The sequence below is a fragment of the Rhodanobacter sp. BL-MT-08 genome (assembly GCF_054161255.1).
In genome coordinates this window covers 3260604-3280458 of record NZ_CP167872.1, presented here as the reverse complement: position 1 = coordinate 3280458, position 19855 = coordinate 3260604, and the positions used below count along the sequence as shown (strand labels likewise).

The following is a 19855-nucleotide window of genomic DNA, read 5'->3' as shown; positions in this document are numbered from 1 at the left end:
AGCAATGAAAGACCTGCTCAATCTGTTCAATCAGCAGCGCGCCACGCCGGATTTTGACGCGATCAAGATCGCGCTGGCGTCGCCCGAGCTGATCCGTTCGTGGTCATTCGGCGAAGTCAAAAAGCCGGAAACCATCAACTACCGTACCTTCAAGCCCGAGCGCGACGGCCTGTTCTGCGCCGCCATCTTCGGACCGGTGAAGGATTACGAGTGCCTGTGCGGCAAGTACAAGCGCATGAAGCATCGCGGCGTAGTCTGCGAGAAGTGCGGCACGGAAGTGACGCTGGCCAAGGTGCGTCGCGAGCGCATGGGCCACATCGAGTTGGCCAGCCCGACGGCGCATATCTGGTTCCTCAAGTCGCTGCCCTCGCGCATCGGCCTGATGCTGGACATGACGCTGCGCGATATCGAGCGCATCCTGTACTTCGAAGCCTTCGTGGTGATCGATCCGGGCATGACGGCGCTTGAGCGCGGCCAGCTGCTCAGCGAAGACCAGTACCTGGAAGCGACCGAAGAGCACGGTGACGAGTTCGATGCCCGCATGGGCGCCGAGGCCGTGTTCCACCTGTTGAAGTCGCTCGACCTGCCGGGCGAAGTCATTCGTCTGAAGGAAGAGATCACCTCCACCAACTCCGAGACCAAGCTGAAGCGGCTGACCAAGCGCGTGAAGCTGATCGAGGCGTTCCTGGAATCCGGCAACAAGCCGGAGTGGATGGTGCTGACCGTACTGCCCGTGCTGCCGCCGGACCTGCGTCCGCTGGTGCCGCTGGACGGTGGCCGCTTTGCGACCTCCGATCTGAACGATCTGTACCGCCGCGTGATCAACCGCAACAACCGCCTGAAGCGTCTGCTCGAACTTAATGCGCCGGACATCATCGTGCGCAACGAAAAGCGCATGCTGCAGGAATCGGTCGATGCGCTGCTCGACAACGGCCGCCGCGGCCGTGCCATTACCGGCACCAACAAGCGCGCGCTGAAGTCGCTGGCCGACATGATCAAGGGCAAGCAGGGCCGGTTCCGTCAGAACCTGCTCGGCAAGCGCGTGGACTACTCCGGTCGTTCGGTGATCGTGGTCGGTCCGACCTTGCGTCTGCACCAGTGCGGTCTGCCGAAGAAAATGGCGCTCGAGCTGTTCAAGCCCTTCATCTTCGCCAAGTTGCAGGCGCGTGGCGAAGCCACCACCATCAAGGCGGCCAAGAAGCTGGTCGAGCGCGAAGAAGCCCAGGTCTGGGACATCCTCGAAGAGGTGATCCGGGAACATCCGGTGCTGCTGAACCGTGCGCCGACGCTGCATCGTCTGGGCATCCAGGCGTTCGAGCCGAAGCTGATCGAAGGCAAGGCGATCCAGCTGCATCCGCTGGTCTGTACTGCATTCAACGCCGACTTCGACGGCGATCAGATGGCCGTGCACGTGCCGCTCTCGATCGAGGCGCAGTTGGAAGCGCGCGCGCTGATGATGTCGTCCAACAACATCCTCAGCCCCGCCAACGGCGAGCCGATCATCGTGCCGACGCAGGACGTCGTGCTGGGTCTGTATTACATGACCCGCGAGCTGATCAACGTCAAGGGCGGCGGCATGGTGTTCTCCGGCATCGCCGAAGTGCGCCGCGCCTACGACAACCGTGCCGTCGAGCTGCACGCCAAGGTCAAGGTTCGCCTGAAGCTGGTGAACATTGCCGAGGACGGCACGCGCACCCACGAAACCAAGATCGTCGACACCACCGTCGGCCGCGCCCTGTTGGCTGAAATTTTGCCCGAGGGTCTGCCGTTCGAGCTGGCCAATACCGAGCTGACCAAGAAGGCGATCTCGCGCCTGATCAACTCCAGCTACCGTTTGCTGGGCTTGAAGGAAACCGTCGTGTTCGCCGATAAGCTGATGTACACGGGCTTCCGTTTCGCGACGCGCGCCGGTATCTCCATCGGCATCGACGACATGCTGATTCCCGACGAGAAGAAGCCGATCCTGGAAGAAGCCGAAAAGGAAGTCGTCGAGATCCAGCAGCAGTATCAGTCGGGTCTGGTCACGGCCGGCGAGCGTTACAACAAGGTGGTCGACATCTGGTCGCGTACCAGCGAACTGGTGGCCAAGGCCATGATCGACGGCATCGGTACCGAGAAGGTCAAGGATGTCGACGGCAAGACGGTCAACCAGAAGTCGATGAACTCCCTATACATCATGGCCGACTCCGGCGCCCGTGGTTCCGTGGCGCAGATTCGTCAGCTGGCCGGCATGCGCGGCCTGATGGCGCGTCCCGATGGCTCGATCATCGAGACGCCGATCAAGGCGAACTTCCGCGAAGGCCTGAACGTGCTGCAGTACTTCAACTCCACACACGGTGCTCGTAAGGGCCTGGCGGATACGGCATTGAAGACCGCGAACTCCGGTTACCTGACCCGTCGACTTGTCGACGTGGCGCAGGACGTTGTGATCACGATGGACGATTGCGGCACCGAGAATGGCGTGATCATGCAGCCGATCGTCGAAGGCGGCGATGTGGTCGAGCCGCTGCGCGAGCGCGTGCTCGGTCGCGTGGTGGTCGAGGACGTTTATGGCCCCGGCGACGACGATCAGCCGATCGTCACCCGCGACACCTTGCTCAACGAGGCGCTGGTCGAGAAGCTGGACAAGGCCGGCGTGCAGATCATCAAGGTCCGTTCGCCGATCACCTGCGCCGCCGCCCATGGCGTGTGCAAGTTCTGCTACGGCCGCGATCTGGCCCGTGGTCACCTGGTCAACATGGGTGAGGCCGTCGGCGTGGTTGCCGCACAGTCCATCGGTGAGCCCGGTACCCAGCTGACCATGCGTACGTTCCACATCGGCGGCGCGGCTTCGCGTGCGGCGGCCGTGGACAACGTGACGGTAAAGACGACCGGTTCGCTGAAGTTCAACAACCTCAAGTCGGTGCAGCACAAGCAGGGTCATCTGGTGGCCGTGTCGCGTTCAGGCGAGCTGAGCGTGATCGATACCAGCGGCCGTGAGCGCGAGCGTTACAAGGTGCCTTACGGCGCCATCATCGCGGTCAAGGACGGTGCGCCGGTCAAGCCCGGCCAGACGGTAGCCAACTGGGATCCGCATACCCATCCGATCGTCACCGAAGTGGCCGGCGTGGTGCGCTTCATCGACTTCCTCGATGGCGTCACCGTGCAGAGCCAGACCGATGATCTGACCGGCCTGGAGTCGGCGGTGGTCACCGATCCGAAGCGTCGCGGTGCGCAGGCGAAGGACCTGCGTCCGATCGTGCGCCTGGAAGACAGCAAGGGCCGCGAGCTCAAGCTGCCGGGTACGGACATCGCCGCGCAGTACTTTCTGCCGGCCGGTGCCATCGTGTCGATCCAGAACGGCGCCGAAGTGGGCGTGGGCGACGTGGTTGCCCGTATCCCGCAGGAGACTTCCAAGACCCGTGACATCACCGGCGGTCTGCCGCGCGTGGCCGACTTGTTCGAGGCGCGCAAGCCGAAGGAGCCGGCGATCCTCGCGGAGCGCTCGGGCATCATCAGCTTCGGCAAGGACACCAAGGGCAAGCAGCGCCTGATCATCAAGGACGTGGACGGCAACGAGCACGAGGAGCTGATTCCGAAGTGGCGTCAGGTCATCGTGTTCGAGGGCGAGCATGTGGAGAAGGGCGAAACCGTCGTCGACGGCGAGCCGAGCCCGCATGACATCCTGCGCCTGCTGGGCGTGGAACCGCTGGCCTCGTATCTGGTCAAGGAAATTCAGGACGTGTACCGCCTGCAGGGCGTGAAGATCAACGACAAGCACATCGAAGCGATCATTCGCCAGATGCTGCGCAAGGTCGAGATCGTCGAGCCGGGCGAGAGCCACTACCTGCGCGGCGAGCAGGTCGAGCGCGTGCGCATCAACGGCGAGAACGATCGTGCGATCGCTAAGGGTGAGCGTCCGGCCGAGTATCAGTCGGTACTGCTGGGTATCACCAAGGCGTCGCTGGCCACCGAGTCGTTCATCTCGGCAGCGTCGTTCCAGGAAACCACCCGCGTTCTCACCGAGGCAGCCGTTCGCGGCACGCGCGACACCTTGCGTGGCCTTAAGGAAAATGTTATTGTCGGCCGCTTGATTCCGGCTGGTACGGGCTTGGCATACCACGCGGCGCGTCGTCGCCAGGGTGGCTTGACTGATTCGGAACTGGATGCGCTGTCGGGCTCCACTCCGGTTGTGTCGTTTGCCGAGGCGCCGGCCGGTAGCGATGACGGTTCAGAATAAGCCTGCTCAAGGTTTTATTCGCTGACATACGAGTGAGGTGCAAGGATGCACCTCGTGTTCGGCTCAAGGACGGCAGGGTTTCGGGTTGCTTCTGGTGACCCGCCCACGCTAATAACCGCTTCTGGCAGGCCGGCTCATCGGTCTGCCTTTACGTTTCTCAGGAATAGTTTCGCATGACGACAGTCAACCAATTGGTGCGCAAGTCCCGCAGCCCCAAGACCTACAAGAGTGGGTCGCCGGCTCTGCAGAGCAGCCCGCAGCGCCGCGGCGTCTGCACGCGCGTTTACACAACGACCCCGAAAAAGCCGAACTCGGCGCTGCGCAAGGTTGCCAAGGTGCGCCTGACCAACGGCTTCGAGATCATCAGCTACATCGGTGGTGAAGGTCATAACCTGCAGGAGCACTCGGTGGTGCTGATCCGCGGCGGTCGCGTCAAGGACCTGCCGGGTGTGCGCTACCACACGGTGCGCGGCAGCCTCGACTGCGCTGGTGTCACCAAGCGTCGTCAGTCGCGTTCGAAGTACGGCGCCAAGCGCCCGAAAAAGTAATTAGTCTTAATTGAAGAGTGCAGCCATTGACGGCTGCTTTCGCTACGCAGGCAGGGATGCCTGCAAAAAATAACGGACAACAAACATGTCGCGTAAAGGTTCACATCCCGCCCGCCAGATCCTTCCGGATCCGAAGCACGGAAGCCAGCTCATCGCCCGTTTCATCAACATGGTGATGAAGAGCGGCAAGAAGTCGGTCGCCGAAAGCATTGTCTACGGCGCACTGCTGCACATTGGTGAGAAGAACGGCGAGCCGGTAGCGCTGGTCGAGAAAGCTCTCAACAACATCGCGCCCGCCGTTGAGGTGAAGTCGCGTCGCGTTGGTGGTGCCACGTACCAGGTTCCGGTCGAAGTTCGTCCGGGCCGTCGTATGGCGCTGGCCATGCGTTGGGTGATCGACGCGGCGCGCAAGCGTGGCGAGACCTCGATGCCGAAGAAGCTGGCCGCTGAATTGCTGGAAGCTTCCGAGAGCCGCGGTGGCGCTGCCAAGAAGCGCGAAGAAACGCATCGTATGGCCGAGGCCAACAAGGCGTTCTCGCACTACCGCTGGTAATTTTCAGCGGTATCTGCAAGTGCTACGAGCTTTTCCGAGGTCTTTCCTGTGGCACGCACCACTCCCATCGACCGTTATCGTAACTTCGGCATCATGGCCCATATTGATGCCGGGAAAACCACGACAACGGAGCGCATCCTGTTCTACACCGGCGTAAGCCACAGGATCGGGGAAGTGCACGACGGTGCGGCCACGATGGACTGGATGGAACAGGAGCAGGAGCGGGGTATCACCATAACGTCGGCGGCAACGACGGCGTTCTGGAAGGGCATGGACCAGTCCATGCCTGAGCATCGATTCAACATCATCGATACGCCGGGGCACGTTGACTTCACCATTGAAGTTGAGCGGTCCCTGCGCGTTTTGGATGGCGCGGTTTTTGTCTTGTGCGCCGTGGGCGGCGTGCAGCCGCAGTCCGAGACGGTGTGGCGCCAGGCGAACAAATATTCAGTGCCTCGGCTGGCTTTCGTCAACAAGATGGATCGCACCGGTGCCGACTTTGACGGTGTTGTCAGCCAGCTGAAAACCCGTTTGGGCGCCAATCCGGTACCGATGCAGGTGCCGATCGGCGCCGAAGAAGGTTTCCAGGGCGTTGTCGATCTGCTCAAGATGAAAGCGGTGATCTGGGATATGGAATCCCAAGGCATGAAGTTCGACTACCGGGAAATTCCGGCGCACTTGAAAGACGCTGCCATCGAAGCGCGCAGCTTTATGGTCGAGGCAGCGGCGGAAACGTCCGAAGCGCTGATGGACAAGTACCTGGAAGAGGGTGACCTGGCTGAGGAAGACATTCTCGCCGGCATTCGCGCAGGGACTTTAGCGGCAACCCTGATTCCGGTGTTCTGCGGTTCGGCGTTCAAGAACAAGGGCGTGCAGGCAATGCTCGATGCGGTCGTGCAATTCCTGCCATCGCCGGCGGATCGCCCGCCGGTCAAAGGTCTTGACGAGAACGAACGCGAAGTCACGCGTATGGCGGGTGACGATCAGCCATTCGCGGCGCTGGCCTTCAAGATCATGACGGATCCGTTCGTCGGGTCGCTGACGTTTTTTCGCGTCTATTCGGGTGTTTTGAAGTCCGGTGACGCGTTATACAACCCGACCAAGAGCAAGAAAGAAAGAATCGGTCGCCTGCTGCAGATGCACGCCAACGATCGGCAGGAATTGAAAGAGGTTTGCGCCGGCGACATTGCGGCGGCAGTAGGCCTGAAAGATGTGACCACTGGCGATACCCTATGTGCTCAGGACCACCTGATCACGCTGGAGCGGATGGTTTTTCCGGAACCCGTCATTGCCATGGCGGTCGAGCCGAGAACCCAGTCGGACCAGGAGAAGATGGGTGTGGCGCTCAGTCGTCTGGCGTCGGAGGATCCGTCCTTCCGCGTGCGTACCGACGAGGAGTCGGGTCAGACCATCATTGCCGGCATGGGCGAGCTGCATCTGGATATTCTGGTTGATCGGATGCGGCGCGAATATCAGGTGGATGCAAACGTCGGCAAGCCACAGGTGGCTTATCGCGAGACCATCCGCAAGCCGGTCAAGCAGGAAGGCAAGTTTATTCGCCAGTCCGGTGGCAAAGGTCAGTTTGGCCACGTGGTGCTGGAGATTCTTCCGCAGGAGCGCGGGCATGGTTATGTATTCGAGAATGCCATCGTCGGCGGCGTGATTCCGAAGGAATTTATTCCTGCGGTCGACAAGGGCATTCAGGAAGCGATGACCGCGGGTCCGCTGGCCGGATTTCCGGTTGTTGACGTCAAGATCCGGCTGATCGACGGCTCGTATCATGAGGTTGACTCCAACGAAATGGCGTTCAAGATCGCCGGTTCCATCGGCTTCAAGGAGGGTTTCCACAAGGCCAGCCCGGCGTTGTTGGAGCCCGTCATGAAAATAGAAGTAGTTACGCCCGAGGATTACATGGGTGATGTCATGGGTGACCTGAGCCGCCGCCGAGGCGTGTTGCAGGGCTCCGAAGACACCAATTCGGGCAAGGTGATCAACGCGACCGTTCCGCTTGGTGAGATGTTTGGTTACGCCACCAGTTTGCGTTCGCAGACCCAGGGCCGCGCCACGTACACTATGGTGTTCGATCACTACGCCGAGGCGCCGAACAACATCGCCGAGCAGGTCATGAAAAGGGCCTGAGGATTCAGCGGCATAATCCAACTTTTTTCGTATTTCGTATTATTCAATTTAGAGGTTTAGGTCATGGCAAAGGGTAAATTCGAACGCACCAAGCCGCACGTCAACGTCGGCACGATTGGTCACGTGGATCACGGCAAGACGACGCTGACAGCGGCGCTGACGAAAGTCGGTGCAGAACGTTTCGGTGGCGAGTTCAAGGCCTATGACGCGATCGACGCGGCGCCGGAAGAGAAGGCGCGCGGCATCACGATCTCGACCGCCCACGTGGAATACGAGTCGCCGAACCGCCATTACGCGCACGTCGACTGCCCGGGCCACGCCGATTATGTGAAGAACATGATCACCGGTGCAGCGCAGATGGACGGCGCGATCCTGGTGTGCTCGGCCGCGGACGGCCCGATGCCGCAGACGCGCGAGCACATCCTGCTGTCGCGTCAGGTGGGCGTGCCGTACATCGTGGTCTACCTGAACAAGGCGGACATGGTCGACGACGCCGAGCTGCTCGAGCTGGTCGAGATGGAAGTGCGCGAGCTGCTGAGCAAGTATGACTTCCCGGGTGACGACACCCCGATGATCCACGGTTCGGCCAAGCTGGCGCTGGAAGGTGACCAGAGCGAGATCGGCGTGCCGTCGATCATCAAGCTGGTCGATGCGCTGGATGCGTACATCCCCGAGCCGGTGCGCGTGATCGACAAGCCGTTCCTGATGCCGGTCGAGGACGTGTTCTCGATCTCCGGCCGCGGCACCGTGGTGACCGGTCGTATCGAGCGCGGCATCATCAAGGTCGGCGACGAAATCGAAGTGGTCGGTATCCGCAATACGCAGAAAACCACGGTCACCGGCGTGGAAATGTTCCGCAAGCTGCTGGATCAGGGTCAGGCGGGCGACAACGCCGGTCTGCTGCTGCGCGGCCTGAAGCGTGACGACGTCGAGCGCGGCCAGGTGTTGGCCAAGCCGGGCACGATCACCCCGCACACGGACTTCGAGGCCGAGGTGTACGTGCTGTCGAAGGATGAAGGTGGCCGTCATACGCCGTTCTTCAAGGGTTACCGCCCGCAGTTCTACTTCCGCACGACCGACGTGACGGGCGCTTGCGAGCTGCCCGAGGGCGTGGAAATGGTGATGCCGGGTGACAACGTGAAGATGGTGGTGAGCCTGATCCACCCGATCGCGATGGACGAAGGCCTGCGTTTCGCGATCCGCGAAGGCGGTCGTACCGTCGGCGCCGGCGTCGTGGCCAAGGTCATCAAGTAACAGTTATCCCGGCAGCGCGCTGCCGGGATGACTCCCGCCGTTGATCCGACCTGTTGGGTCAGATAACGCCGGGGAGAGCTGCGCCAAACGGGCTCCGAGTAAAAGCCCAGTTGTTTGAATCTCTTACGAAACGTCAGGCATGGATGCCGGTTTTGGCCTTGCTATCAAGGACGATAGCTGAAACAAAAAAGCGCGACTTTTCTATAAAATTGATGTAAGCTGTGCGGCTTGCCATACCTGCAATAGGCGTGGCAGCCATGTAATACAAGGGTTGTGCAGGGCGGTGAGAAGCCGTTCTGTTTCACATTACGTTCTTTCGACAATAGGACACGGTTATGGCGAACCAGAAGATTCGGATTCGATTGAAGGCGTACGATCATCGTTTGATCGACCGCTCAGCCAGCGAGATCGTCGAGACGGCCAAGCGCACAGGCGCCACGGTCCTCGGCCCGATTCCGCTGCCGACCAAGATCGAGCGTTACACCATTCTGGTGTCTCCGCACGTCGACAAAGACGCACGCGACCAGTACGAAACCCGTACTCACAAGCGCGTGTTGGACATTGTTGACCCGAACGACAAAACCGTGGACGCGCTCATGAAGCTTGATCTCGCCGCTGGCGTCGATGTTCAGATCAAGCTCGGTTGAGCGATAGACAGGATACGAAGATGAGTATCGGATTGGTTGGCCGCAAATGCGGCATGAGCCGACTCTTCACTGAAGATGGCCGTTCGATTCCGGTGACGCTGATTGAGGCGACGCCGAACCGGGTGACCCAGTTGAAGACGGAAGATAACGATGGCTACAGCGCTGTCCAGGTTGCAGTTGGCACCAAGCGTGCGAACCTGCTGACCCAGCCGCTGAAAGGTCATTACGCCTCGGCCAAGGTTGAACCGGGCCGGGGTTTGTGGGAGTTCCGCGTGTCTGCCGACGATCTCGGCAAGTATGCCGTGGGTAACGAGATCAAGGCTGACGAGGTTTTCACCGTCGGTCAGATCGTTGACGTTGCCGGCGTGTCGAAAGGCAAGGGCTTTCAGGGCACGATCAAGCGCTGGAACTTCAAGATGGGTGATGCCACCCACGGTAACTCGCTGTCGCATCGCGCGCCGGGTTCTATCGGCCAGCGCCAGACGCCGGGACGCGTGTTCCCAGGCAAGAAGATGTCCGGCCACATGGGTGCAGTGAACCGCACGCAGCAGGGTCTGGAAGTGATCAAGGTCGACGCCGAGCGTCATCTGATTGCGGTGAAGGGTGCGGTACCGGGTGCAACCGGTGGCGACGTCATCATCCGCCCGACGACGAAGAGCTGAGGAGTACGCCATGGAACTTAACGTTATTGGCGCAACATCGCCTGACAAGGCCGCGCTCAGCGTGTCGGACGAAGTGTTCGGTGCCGAGTTCAAGCAGGCCCTGATCCATCAGGTTGTGGTTGCCTACCAGGCAGCCGGCCGTGCAGGCACCCAGTCGCAGCTCTCGCGCGGCCAGATGTCTGGTACGACCAAGAAATTCAAGAAGCAGAAGGGCGGCGGTGCACGCCACGGCGATTACCGCGCTCCGATCTTCGTGGGCGGTGGCCGCACGTTTGCTGCCAAGCCGCGCAGCTACGAGCAGAAGGTCAACCGCAAGGCGTATCGCGTGGCGATCCGCTCCATCCTGGCTGAGCTGAACCGTGCCGGTCGTCTGAAAGTGGTCGAGAGCTTCGGCATCGACAACCCAAAGACCACCACCATGGTCGCCAAATTGGCCGAGCTGGAAGTGACCGGTCGCGTGCTGCTGGTGTCCGAAGACGCTTCCGAGAACGTGTTCCTGGGTGCGCGCAATATTCCGTACATCCATGTGCTGGACGTGATGGCGCTGAACCCGGTAAGCCTGGTCGGTTCCGACCACGTGGTGATGACGGTCGACGCGGTGAAGAAGATCGAGGAGTGGCTGGCATGAACAACGAACGCATTCTCGATACGCTGCGCGCGCCGCACATCTCGGAGAAGTCGGCCCGTCTGGCCGAACACAACCAGTACGTCTTCGTGGTTGCTCCTACCGCAACCAAGGCCGACGTCCGTGTTGCCGTGGAAAAGCTGTTTGACGTGACCGTCAAGCAGGTGAACCTGGTGAACACCAAGGGCAAGGTCAAGGCTTTCCGTCAGCGCGCTGGCAGCCGTCAGGGCAAGCGTAAGGCCTATGTGCGTCTTGCCGATGGCCAGACCATCGACGTTTCCGCCAAGGCCTGAGCCAGGAGTATTTTGAGATGACATTAATTACTCACAAGCCGACCTCGCCGGGCCGTCGCGACGCGGTAAGCGTCCGCACCGAAGGTCTGTACAAGGGCGCGCCGTATGCGCCGCTGGTCGAGGCGCAGTCGCGCACCGGTGGTCGCAACCATCATGGCCGCATCACCGTGCGTCATCGTGGCGGTGGTCATAAGCAGCATTACCGCATCATCGATTTCAAGCGTGACAAGGAAGGCGTGTCGGCCAAGGTCGAGCGGATCGAATACGATCCGAACCGCACCGCGCACATTGCCCTGCTTTGCTACACCGACGGCGAGCGTCGCTACATCATTGCGCCTAAGGGCGTGGCGGTAGGCGACGTGCTGCTCTCCGGTCGTGAAGCGCCGATCAAGTCGGGTAACTGCATGCAGCTGCGCAGCATCCCGATGGGTAGCACGATCCACTGCATCGAGCTGCGCCCGGGCAAGGGTGCGCAGATTGCGCGCAGCGCCGGTGCATCGGTACAGCTGGTCGCTCGCGAATCCGGTTACGCCACGCTGCGTCTTCGCTCCGGCGAAATGCGCCGGGTGCCAGTCGAGTGCCGCGCCACCATCGGTGAAGTCGGCAACGGCGAGCACAGCCTGAAGAAGCTCGGCAAGGCCGGCGCCAAGCGCTGGCTGGGTATTCGCCCGACCGTTCGCGGTGTGGTGATGAACCCGGTCGACCATCCGCACGGTGGTGGTGAAGGCAAGACTTCAGGTGGTCGTCATCCGGTCAGCCCGTGGGGCACGCCGGCCAAGGGCTACAAGACCCGTAACAACAAGCGCACGCAGCAGTTCATCGTGCGTCGTCGCAAGTAACAGGAAACCGACATGCCACGCTCTCTGAAAAAAGGTCCGTTTGTCGACCTTCACCTCGTCAAGAAGGTGGAAGCTGCGGTTTCCGCCAATAACAAGCGTCCGATCAAGACCTGGTCGCGCCGCTCGATGATTTTGCCGGAAATGGTCGGCTTGACCATCGCTATCCACAACGGCCGTCAGCACGTACCCGTACTGATCAACGAGAACATGGTCGGGCACAAGCTCGGCGAGTTCGCGGTGACCCGTACGTTCAAGGGCCATGTCGGCGACAAGAAGGGCAAGTGATGAGCACTGAAGCCAAAGCAATTCTGCGCGGCGCCCGCATCTCGGCGCAAAAGGCCCGCCTCGTAGCTGATCTGGTCCGCGGACTCCCCGTGGGCCGCGCCAGCGACGTGCTGACCTTTACCAACAAGAAAGCCGCGCTCCTGGTCAAAAAGGTGCTGCTGTCGGCCGTCGCCAATGCTGAGAACAATCTCGGCGCTGACGTGGACGAGCTGAAAGTGTCCAGCATCTTCGTCGATGAGGGTCCTGCCATGAAACGCATGCACGCCCGCGCCAAAGGCCGCGGTTCGCGCATTCTCAAGCGCACCAGCCACATCACTGTGGTTGTTGGCAACTAACCGAGGATAGAGACGATGGGTCATAAAGTTCATCCCACCGGTATCCGCCTCGGCATTGCCAAGGACTGGAATTCCAAGTGGTTCGCCAACAAGCGCGATTACGCAACCTACCTGGTTGCCGACATCAAAGTGCGCGACATGCTGAAGAAGAAGCTGGCTGCTGCCGGTATCTCCCGCATCCAGATCGAGCGTCCGGCCAAGACCGCACGCGTGACGATCCACACCGCCCGTCCGGGCGTGGTGATCGGCAAGAAGGGTGAGGATATCGAGAAGCTGCGCAAGGAAGTCAGCGACATGATGGGCGTTCCGACGCACATCAACGTTAGCGAAGTGCGCAAGCCGGAAATCGATGCGCAGCTGGTCGCGGAGTCGATCGCGCAGCAGCTCGAGCGTCGCATCATGTTCCGCCGCGCGATGAAGCGCTCGGTCGGTAACGCGATGCGCCTTGGTGCGCTGGGTATCAAGATCAACGTGTCCGGTCGTCTGAACGGTGCCGAGATTGCCCGCTCCGAGTGGAGCCGTGAGGGTCGCGTGCCGCTGCATACGCTGCGCGCCGACATCGACTACGGCACCGCCGAAGCGAAAACCACGTACGGCATCATCGGCATCAAGGTCTGGATCTACAAGGGCGAGATCTTTGATCTGGCCGCTGCCAGCCAAGAGCAGAAAGATGAGCCGGCATCCGCGCAGCCGCGCCGCGAAGGTGGCGAAGGTCGTCGTAATGATTCGCGTCGCGAGGCCGGTGACGGCCGCCGCGAGCGGACGGCCAAGTAAGGAGAGTTGCCATGTTGCAACCGAAGCGAACCAAATACCGTAAGCAGTTCAAGGGCCGTAACGACGGCCTGGCCCAATGCTCCAACCTCGTCAGCTTTGGCGAGTACGGCCTGAAGGCGACCACGCACGGCGCGCTTACCGCGCGCCAGATCGAGGCGGCTCGTCGTTGCATCACGCGTTTCGTCAAGCGTGGCGGCAAGTTGTGGATCCGCGTGTTCCCCGACAAGCCGATCACCAAGAAGCCGATCGAAGTGCGCATGGGCGCCGGCAAGGGCAGCGTGGAATTCTGGGTTGCCCCCATCCAGCCCGGCCGCATGCTTTATGAAATCGAGGGCGTCGACGAATTGACGGCGCGTGAGGCATTCCGTCTGGCGGCAGCGAAGCTGTCCGTGCAGACCCAGTTTGTGACCAGGGCGGTGATGTGATGGCCACCAAAGATATCAACAACCAGTCGGCCGACGAGTTGCAGCAGCATTTGCTGGACCTTCGCAAGGAGCAGTTCAATCTGCGCATGCAGAAGGGTTCCGGTCAGCTCACTCAGCCGCACCAGCTTCGCCGCGTTCGGCGTGACATCGCCCGCACGAAGTTTGTGCTCGGCGGCAAGAAGTAAGGACGGCTGACATGAGCGCTAATCAAGAAGTAGTAGAAAACAAAAAGCAGGTGCGCACCCTTGAGGGTCGCGTGACCAGCAACAAGATGAACAAGACGGTGACCGTGCTGGTCGAGCGTCAGGTTCAGCACTGGCTGCTCGGCAAGATCATCCGCCGTTCGACCAAGTTGCATGCGCAGGACGATCTGGGTGCGAACGAGGGCGATGTCGTCCGTATCGCCGAGTGCCGTCCGTTGTCCAAGACCAAACATCACCGCGTGGTTGAAATCATCACGCGCGCCAACGTCTAAGGGAGGGTGCAGCCATGATCCAGATGCAAAGCACGCTTTCCGCAGCGGACAATAGCGGCGCGAAAGAACTGATGTGCATCAAGGTGCTCGGCGGCTCCAAGCGCCGTTACGCCGCCATCGGCGATGTGATCAAAGTGACCGTGAAGGATGCCATTCCGCGCGGCAAGGTAAAGAAAGGCGAGGTTTACAACGCCGTGGTGGTTCGCACCGCCAAGGGTGTACGTCGTCCCGATGGCTCGCTGATCCGTTTCGACGGCAATGCAGCGGTGCTCCTCAACAACAAGCTCGAGCCGATCGGTACCCGTATCTTCGGGCCGGTCACCCGCGAGCTGCGCAGCGAGAAGTTCATGAAGATCGTCTCGCTTGCTCCCGAAGTGCTCTGAGCGGAGTTAAAGAAATGAACCGTATCCGCAAAGGTGATCAGGTCCTCGTGATCACCGGCAAAAATAAGGGTCAGCGCGGCGATGTGCTGCGTGTTGCAGACGATCGTGTATTCGTCTCCAACGTGAATCTGGTCAAGCGTCACACCAAGCCGAATCCCCAGGCCAACGTGGCTGGCGGCATCGTCGAGCGTGAAGCTTCGATCCATCTCTCCAATGTGCAGCTGTTCAACCCCGCCACGAATAAGGGTGAACGCGTCGGCATCAAAACGCTCGAAGATGGGCGCAAGGTCCGCGTGTTCCGTTCGAATGGCGAGGTCGTGGACGCGTAAGGAACACGATCATGACCCGCCTTGAAAATTTCTATAAAGAACAGGTAGTCGCCAAGCTCACCGAGCAGTTCGGCTACCAGAACGTGATGCAGGTTCCCCGCATCACCAAGATCACGCTGAACATGGGCGTGGGCGAAGCCGCTGGCAACAAGAAGGTGCTTGAGAACGCGGTGGCCGACATGGCGAAGATTGCCGGTCAGAAGCCCATCACCACGAAGGCCCGTGTTTCCGTCGCCTCGTTCAAGATCCGCGACGGTTGGCCGATCGGCTGCAAGGTCACCTTGCGCCGCGCCCAGATGTGGGAATTCATGGATCGCCTGATCAACATCTCGCTGCCGCGCGTGCGCGACTTCCGCGGTGTGTCGGCTCGCGCGTTCGATGGTCGTGGCAACTACAACTTTGGTATCAAGGAACAGATCATCTTCCCTGAAATCGACTTCGACCAGGTCGACGCGCTGCGCGGTATGGACATCTCCATTACCACCACCGCCAAGACCGACGAAGAGGCCAAAGCCTTGTTGGCTGCTTTCAGCTTCCCGTTCCGTAACTGATTAGGCGCGATATCCATGGCTAAGACATCAATGGTGAACCGCGATATCAAGCGGACCAAGCTCGTCAAGAAGTACGCTGCCAAGCGCAGCGAGTTCAAGGCGATCGTCCTGAGCACCACGGCCTCCTACGAGGAGAAAATGGACGCACAGGCGAAGCTGCAGAAGCTGCCACGTGACGCCAGCCCGTCGCGTCAGCGCACGCGCTGCGCCCTGACGGGCCGCCCGCGCGCTGTGTATGCAAAGTTTGGCCTCGGCCGTAACAAGCTGCGTGAAGCAACCATGCGCGGTGACGTGCCGGGTCTTCGCAAGGCCAGCTGGTAACAAAGACTCTTACTGAATCAAAGTGTGCCGGCGGCCCACTTTGATTCGACCGGCGGCCTTCCCGCTGCCGGCAAATGCGATTACCGCATCAATGTTCGCTAAAACCTGGCAATGCTGATATAGTCGGCGGTCTGCGCAAGGCAGGCCGGCGTTCTCGGTCGGCTCACAATCTAATTGATTTCCGGTTTTATCGGATATCGGTGCACTCAGGAAGGACTTTTCATGAGCATGACTGATCCCATCGCCGATCTGTTTACGCGCGTCCGCAATGCCCAAGCCATGGGCAAGCCGGTCGTGAGTATGCCGTCGTCGAAACTGAAGGTGGCTATCGCCGACCTTCTCAAGAATGAGGGCTATATCCTCGACGCCAAGACCTCCAGCGAGGAGGGCAAGCCGGTGCTCGAGATCAAGCTCAAGTATTTTGACGGCCAGCCGGCCATCGAGACCATTGCCCGTGTCAGCCGCTCCGGTCTGCGTGTTTATCGCGGCAAGGACGAGCTGCCCAAGGTGCTTGGCGGTCTCGGTATTTCGATCATTTCGACTTCGGCCGGTCTGCTGACCGACGCTCAGGCCCGTGCTAAGGGTCTCGGCGGCGAAGTCATCGGCCGCGTGGCGTAAGGAGACTATCGATGTCACGTGTAGCCAAACAACCTATTTCCCTGCCCAAGGGCGTTGAGCTGACCGTCGCTAGCGACAAGATCTCCGTCAAGGGTCCCAAGGGCACGCTTTCGATGCATCACCTCCCTGGCGTGTCCATCACCCAGGAAAACGGTGTGGCCAACATCGGTCTGGACGAGGGCACCGACGACAAGTTCGGCGGTACCGCGCGTGCGCTGTTGGCCAATTTGGTCAAGGGCGTCTCCGAAGGGTATGAGCGTAAGCTCGAGCTGGTCGGCGTCGGTTACCGCGCTGCGATGCAGGGTAAGGCGCTGAACCTGAGCCTGGGTTTTTCGCATCCGGTCCTGTTCGAGGCGCCGGAAGGCATCAGCCTTGAGACTCCTACGCAGACAGAAGTGCTGATCAAGGGCACAGACAAGCAGGTCGTGGGTCAGGTAGCGGCAAAAATTCGCGGCTTCCGTCCGCCGGAGCCTTATAAGGGCAAGGGCGTACGCTATGCCGGTGAGAAGATCACGCTGAAGGAAGCCAAGAAGGCGTAAATACGCAGCCTTGCGTGTAGGGGCGGCCATCCGTGGCCGCTCTCTTCACCAGCAGCTGCCGAACTAAGCCGATCCGCTTTCTGGAGATATCACGATGAACAAGACGAAAAACGAAAATCGCATCCGCCGCGCCAAGTCGACGCGCAGCCATATCCGCAAGCTGGCCGTGCCCCGTTTGTCGGTGCATCGGACCGGGCAGCATATCTATGCGCAGGTTTTTGACGCCAGCGGCCTGAACGTGGTTGCCGCTGCCTCGACCGTGCAGAAGTCCGTCGCGGAGAGCCTGAAGGGTACGAAGAATTGCGAGGCTGCTGCTGCTGTCGGTAAGGCGATTGCAGAGCGCGCCGTCGCTGCCGGTATCGAGTCGGTTGCGTTCGATCGCTCGGGCTTTCGTTACCACGGTCGCATCAAGGCTTTGGCCGATGCGGCTCGCGAAGCGGGTCTGAAGTTCTAAGAATTTGTTTAAGCGGTACCGGTGCAGTTCAGTCTTGCGCCACAGAGTCAACTACAACTCCAAGCGGCTAAGCCGCAAGCAAAGTCCTGGCGTTTGCCGGGCACATGGAAAAGAACATGTCTTCTAACGATCGCGAAAATTCAGATGGCCTGCTTGAAAAGCTGATTGCCGTCAACCGCGTGGCCAAGACCGTAAAGGGCGGCCGCCAGATGAGCTTTACCGCACTGACCGTCGTCGGTGACGGCGAGGGCAAGGTCGGCTTCGGTTATGGCAAGGCGCGTGAAGTGCCGGTGGCCATCTCCAAGGCGATGGAGCGTGCCCGCCGCCAGATGGTCGACATCGAGCTGAACAACGGCACCTTGTGGTATGCCATCAAGGCCAACCACGGCGCGGCGCGGGTTTACATGCAGCCAGCTTCCGAAGGTACCGGTGTGATTGCCGGTGGCGCCATGCGCGCTGTGCTGGAAGTGGTTGGCGTGAAGAACGTGCTGGCCAAGGCGGTCGGTTCACGTAACCCGATCAACCTGGTGCGCGCAACCATCAAGGGCCTGCAGGCTGTTGCCTCGCCCAAGAAAATCGCCGCCAAGCGTGGCAAGACTCTGGAAGAGGTGCTGGGCAATGGCTAAGTCAAAAGCAACCGCCGATGCGACCGTGCGCGTGCGCCTGGTCAAGGGCCTGCGTGGCGTGCAGGCGCGTCATCGCCTCAGCGTCAAGGCGCTGGGTCTGGGCAAGATCAACGACGTCCGTGAACTGAAGGACAGCCCGCAGGTACGTGGCCTGATCAACACGGTCTATTACCTGGTCCGGGTCGAGGAGTAAGTCATGCATCTCAATACACTTAAGCCAAACGCTGGTTCGCACAAAACGCGTCTGCGTGTCGGTCGCGGTATCGGTTCGGGCATGGGCAAGACGGCTGGCCGCGGACACAAGGGTCAGCACGCTCGCGCCGGTGGTACCCATAAGTACGGTTTCGAGGGCGGCCAGATGCCGCTGCAGCGCCGGTTGCCGAAGGTCGGCTTCCGCTCGTTGAAGAAGGCTGAGAGCCAGGAAGTGTTCCTGTATCAGCTGGCGAACATTAAGGAAGACGTGATCGACACCGTCGTGCTGCACAAGGCTGGCCTGATCAGCAGCCGCGCGAAAAAGGTCAAGGTCGTTCTGAAGGGTGAAATCGGTCGTGCCGTGAAGCTGACTGGTCTGCTGGCTACCGCCGGCGCCAGGGCAGCGATCGAAGCGGCCGGCGGAAGCGTGGAGTAATCGGCCGTGGCTGAAGCCAAGGGCAACTCGCTCGGCAAGCTCGGCAAGCTGACGGAGCTTCGTCAGCGCATCTTCTTCGTGATTGCGGCGCTGGTGGTGTTCCGGTTGGGTTCGTTCATACCGGTACCCGGCGTCAATCCGGAGGCGATGAGTAACCTGGTCAACGGCAACGGCCTGATGGACATGTTCAACATGTTCTCCGGCGGCGCGCTGTCACGCTTTTCGGTATTCGCACTCGGCGTGATTCCGTACATCTCGGCATCGATCGTGTTCCAGATGATGGGCTCGGTGATTCCTAGCCTGCAGGGCCTGCGCAAGGAAGGCGAGTCAGGCAAGCGCAAGATGACGATGTATACGCGTTATGCGACGGTTGGTCTGGCAGCGTTTCAGTCCTTCGGTATTGCGGTGGCGCTGCAGAGTCAGGTAGCGGCCGGTGGTGCACCGGTGGTCTACACGCCGGGCTTCGGTTTCATCATGTCATCGGTTGTTGGATTGACTGCAGGCACGATGTTTCTGATGTGGCTGGGCGAGCAGATGACGGAGCGCGGTATCGGCAACGGTATTTCGCTGCTGATCTTTGCCGGTATCGTTGCTGGTTTACCGGCGGCAGTGGTGCACACGCTTGGCATGGCCAGCAATGGTGAGCTGACGGTACTGAAGCTGCTGATGGTGGTAGCGCTGGTTCTAGCCGTGACGGCGTTCGTGGTGTTCATGGAGCGCGCCCAGCGGCGTATCACCGTGAATTACGCACGACGCTCCGGCGGCCAGCGTGCCTACATGAACCAGACCTCGCATCTGCCGCTGAAGATCAATATGGCTGGCGTTATTCCGCCGATCTTCGCTTCCAGCTTGCTGATGTTTCCGGCAACTGCTGTGGCCTGGTTCGGTGCCAATCACCAGTCGCGCTGGCTGCAGGATCTAACGCAGCAGTTGAGTCCGGGCAATCCATTGCACGATATCGTTTTTGCGGTGCTGGTGATTGCGTTTGCGTTCTTCTATACGGCGATTGTGTTCAACGCTGAGGAGACGGCTGACAATTTGAAGCGTTCAGGCGCTTTGATCCCAGGCATTCGGCCGGGTCGCGCTACCGCCAACTACGTTGATTCGGTCATGACGCGGTTGACTGGCGTGGGTGCGCTGTATCTGGTGCTGGTCTGTCTGGTTCCATCGTTCATGCAGGCTACCTGGCATGTTCCGTTCGTCTTCGGTGGCACCTCGCTGCTGATCGTGGTGGTGGTGGTGATGGATTTCACGGCTCAGGTGCAGGCGCATCTAGTCAGTCACCAGTACGAGAGTTTGCTCAAGAAGGCCAATTTGCGTCGCAGCTAAGGTT

At 60.4% G+C, this 19855-nt stretch carries 28 protein-coding genes; 27 read left to right on the top strand and 1 reads right to left on the bottom strand.

Annotation, left to right across the window (positions count from 1 at the left end):
• The first annotated feature begins 4 nt into the window (after window positions 1-4).
• The 5 genes from rpoC to tuf all read left to right on the top strand — a co-directional run bounded on the left by rpoC (window position 5) and on the right by tuf (window position 8713).
• Window positions 5-4219 (top strand): DNA-directed RNA polymerase subunit beta', encoded by a 4215-nt coding sequence (rpoC, locus tag ACDK93_RS14675; RefSeq protein WP_179479253.1) that lies wholly within the window; start codon window positions 5-7, stop codon window positions 4217-4219.
• Window positions 4220-4392: 173 nt separating this feature from the next.
• Window positions 4393-4767 carry a 30S ribosomal protein S12 gene (rpsL, locus tag ACDK93_RS14670; RefSeq protein WP_056386848.1) on the top strand — a complete coding sequence of 125 codons (375 nt, stop codon included), beginning with the start codon at window positions 4393-4395 and terminating at the stop codon, window positions 4765-4767.
• Window positions 4768-4852: 85 nt separating this feature from the next.
• Window positions 4853-5320 (top strand): 30S ribosomal protein S7, encoded by a 468-nt coding sequence (gene rpsG / locus ACDK93_RS14665; protein WP_179479260.1) that lies wholly within the window; start codon window positions 4853-4855, stop codon window positions 5318-5320.
• 48 nt (window positions 5321-5368) lie between these two features.
• Window positions 5369-7459, top strand: coding sequence for an elongation factor G (gene fusA, locus ACDK93_RS14660; RefSeq protein ID WP_458069586.1), 2091 nt, complete (start codon window positions 5369-5371; stop codon window positions 7457-7459).
• Between the two features lie 63 nt (window positions 7460-7522).
• Window positions 7523-8713 carry an elongation factor Tu gene (gene tuf, locus ACDK93_RS14655; protein WP_179479240.1) on the top strand — a complete coding sequence of 397 codons (1191 nt, stop codon included), beginning with the start codon at window positions 7523-7525 and terminating at the stop codon, window positions 8711-8713.
• A gap of 133 nt (window positions 8714-8846) precedes the next feature.
• Here the strand turns inward: tuf and ACDK93_RS14650 are convergent, their stop codons facing one another.
• Window positions 8847-8972, bottom strand: coding sequence for a hypothetical protein (locus tag ACDK93_RS14650; RefSeq protein ID WP_458069584.1), 126 nt, complete (start codon window positions 8970-8972; stop codon window positions 8847-8849).
• Between the two features lie 76 nt (window positions 8973-9048).
• Between ACDK93_RS14650 and rpsJ the strand changes: the two genes are divergently transcribed.
• The 22 genes from rpsJ to secY all read left to right on the top strand — a co-directional run bounded on the left by rpsJ (window position 9049) and on the right by secY (window position 19851).
• Window positions 9049-9360 carry a 30S ribosomal protein S10 gene (gene rpsJ / locus ACDK93_RS14645; protein ID WP_017461875.1) on the top strand — a complete coding sequence of 104 codons (312 nt, stop codon included), beginning with the start codon at window positions 9049-9051 and terminating at the stop codon, window positions 9358-9360.
• A 20-nt stretch (window positions 9361-9380) separates the two neighbouring features.
• On the top strand, window positions 9381-10022 hold the full coding sequence (gene rplC, locus ACDK93_RS14640; RefSeq protein WP_179479264.1) for a 50S ribosomal protein L3: 642 nt from the start codon (window positions 9381-9383) through the stop codon (window positions 10020-10022).
• Between the two features lie 10 nt (window positions 10023-10032).
• A complete protein-coding gene (gene rplD / locus ACDK93_RS14635) occupies window positions 10033-10650 on the top strand; it encodes a 50S ribosomal protein L4 (protein WP_458069582.1) in 618 nt (205 codons plus the stop codon).
• Complete coding sequence (gene rplW, locus ACDK93_RS14630) at window positions 10647-10940, top strand: 50S ribosomal protein L23 (RefSeq protein WP_179479268.1); 294 nt, start codon at window positions 10647-10649, stop codon at window positions 10938-10940. The genes rplD and rplW overlap by 4 nt, the downstream gene beginning before the upstream one ends.
• A 17-nt stretch (window positions 10941-10957) precedes the next feature.
• Window positions 10958-11779, top strand: a complete 822-nt coding sequence (rplB, locus tag ACDK93_RS14625) for a 50S ribosomal protein L2 (protein WP_458069580.1) — start codon at window positions 10958-10960, stop codon at window positions 11777-11779.
• A 12-nt stretch (window positions 11780-11791) separates the two neighbouring features.
• Entirely contained in the window at window positions 11792-12064 is a 273-nt protein-coding gene (gene rpsS, locus ACDK93_RS14620) for a 30S ribosomal protein S19 (protein ID WP_007082178.1), read from the top strand.
• Window positions 12064-12399: a 50S ribosomal protein L22 gene (gene rplV / locus ACDK93_RS14615; RefSeq protein WP_179479277.1), complete on the top strand. Its 336-nt coding sequence runs from the start codon at window positions 12064-12066 to the stop codon at window positions 12397-12399. Before rpsS ends, rplV begins: the two co-directional genes overlap by 1 nt.
• Window positions 12400-12414: 15 nt before the next feature.
• On the top strand, window positions 12415-13173 hold the full coding sequence (gene rpsC / locus ACDK93_RS14610; protein ID WP_179479279.1) for a 30S ribosomal protein S3: 759 nt from the start codon (window positions 12415-12417) through the stop codon (window positions 13171-13173).
• Between the two features lie 11 nt (window positions 13174-13184).
• Entirely contained in the window at window positions 13185-13598 is a 414-nt protein-coding gene (rplP, locus tag ACDK93_RS14605) for a 50S ribosomal protein L16 (protein WP_056386829.1), read from the top strand.
• A complete protein-coding gene (gene rpmC, locus ACDK93_RS14600; RefSeq protein ID WP_179479283.1) occupies window positions 13598-13783 on the top strand; it encodes a 50S ribosomal protein L29 in 186 nt (61 codons plus the stop codon). Before rplP ends, rpmC begins: the two co-directional genes overlap by 1 nt.
• An 11-nt stretch (window positions 13784-13794) precedes the next feature.
• Window positions 13795-14073 (top strand): 30S ribosomal protein S17, encoded by a 279-nt coding sequence (rpsQ, locus tag ACDK93_RS14595; protein ID WP_179479285.1) that lies wholly within the window; start codon window positions 13795-13797, stop codon window positions 14071-14073.
• 14 nt (window positions 14074-14087) lie between these two features.
• A complete protein-coding gene (gene rplN / locus ACDK93_RS14590; RefSeq protein ID WP_007513359.1) occupies window positions 14088-14456 on the top strand; it encodes a 50S ribosomal protein L14 in 369 nt (122 codons plus the stop codon).
• Window positions 14457-14470: 14 nt separating this feature from the next.
• Complete coding sequence (rplX, locus tag ACDK93_RS14585; protein ID WP_458069577.1) at window positions 14471-14785, top strand: 50S ribosomal protein L24; 315 nt, start codon at window positions 14471-14473, stop codon at window positions 14783-14785.
• An 8-nt stretch (window positions 14786-14793) separates the two neighbouring features.
• Complete coding sequence (gene rplE / locus ACDK93_RS14580; protein WP_179479735.1) at window positions 14794-15336, top strand: 50S ribosomal protein L5; 543 nt, start codon at window positions 14794-14796, stop codon at window positions 15334-15336.
• Window positions 15337-15351: 15 nt separating this feature from the next.
• Window positions 15352-15657 (top strand): 30S ribosomal protein S14, encoded by a 306-nt coding sequence (rpsN, locus tag ACDK93_RS14575; protein WP_458069576.1) that lies wholly within the window; start codon window positions 15352-15354, stop codon window positions 15655-15657.
• A 222-nt stretch (window positions 15658-15879) separates the two neighbouring features.
• A complete protein-coding gene (gene rpsH, locus ACDK93_RS14570) occupies window positions 15880-16275 on the top strand; it encodes a 30S ribosomal protein S8 (RefSeq protein WP_184600949.1) in 396 nt (131 codons plus the stop codon).
• An 11-nt stretch (window positions 16276-16286) separates the two neighbouring features.
• Window positions 16287-16814: a 50S ribosomal protein L6 gene (gene rplF, locus ACDK93_RS14565; protein ID WP_458069575.1), complete on the top strand. Its 528-nt coding sequence runs from the start codon at window positions 16287-16289 to the stop codon at window positions 16812-16814.
• Between the two features lie 94 nt (window positions 16815-16908).
• Entirely contained in the window at window positions 16909-17268 is a 360-nt protein-coding gene (gene rplR, locus ACDK93_RS14560; RefSeq protein ID WP_458069573.1) for a 50S ribosomal protein L18, read from the top strand.
• 116 nt (window positions 17269-17384) lie between these two features.
• Window positions 17385-17894 (top strand): 30S ribosomal protein S5, encoded by a 510-nt coding sequence (gene rpsE / locus ACDK93_RS14555; protein ID WP_077515254.1) that lies wholly within the window; start codon window positions 17385-17387, stop codon window positions 17892-17894.
• Window positions 17887-18087, top strand: coding sequence for a 50S ribosomal protein L30 (gene rpmD, locus ACDK93_RS14550; protein WP_179479300.1), 201 nt, complete (start codon window positions 17887-17889; stop codon window positions 18085-18087). The genes rpsE and rpmD overlap by 8 nt, the downstream gene beginning before the upstream one ends.
• A 3-nt stretch (window positions 18088-18090) precedes the next feature.
• Window positions 18091-18522 carry a 50S ribosomal protein L15 gene (gene rplO / locus ACDK93_RS14545; RefSeq protein WP_458069571.1) on the top strand — a complete coding sequence of 144 codons (432 nt, stop codon included), beginning with the start codon at window positions 18091-18093 and terminating at the stop codon, window positions 18520-18522.
• A 6-nt stretch (window positions 18523-18528) separates the two neighbouring features.
• On the top strand, window positions 18529-19851 hold the full coding sequence (secY, locus tag ACDK93_RS14540; RefSeq protein ID WP_458069569.1) for a preprotein translocase subunit SecY: 1323 nt from the start codon (window positions 18529-18531) through the stop codon (window positions 19849-19851).
• Window positions 19852-19855: the final 4 nt, after the last annotated feature.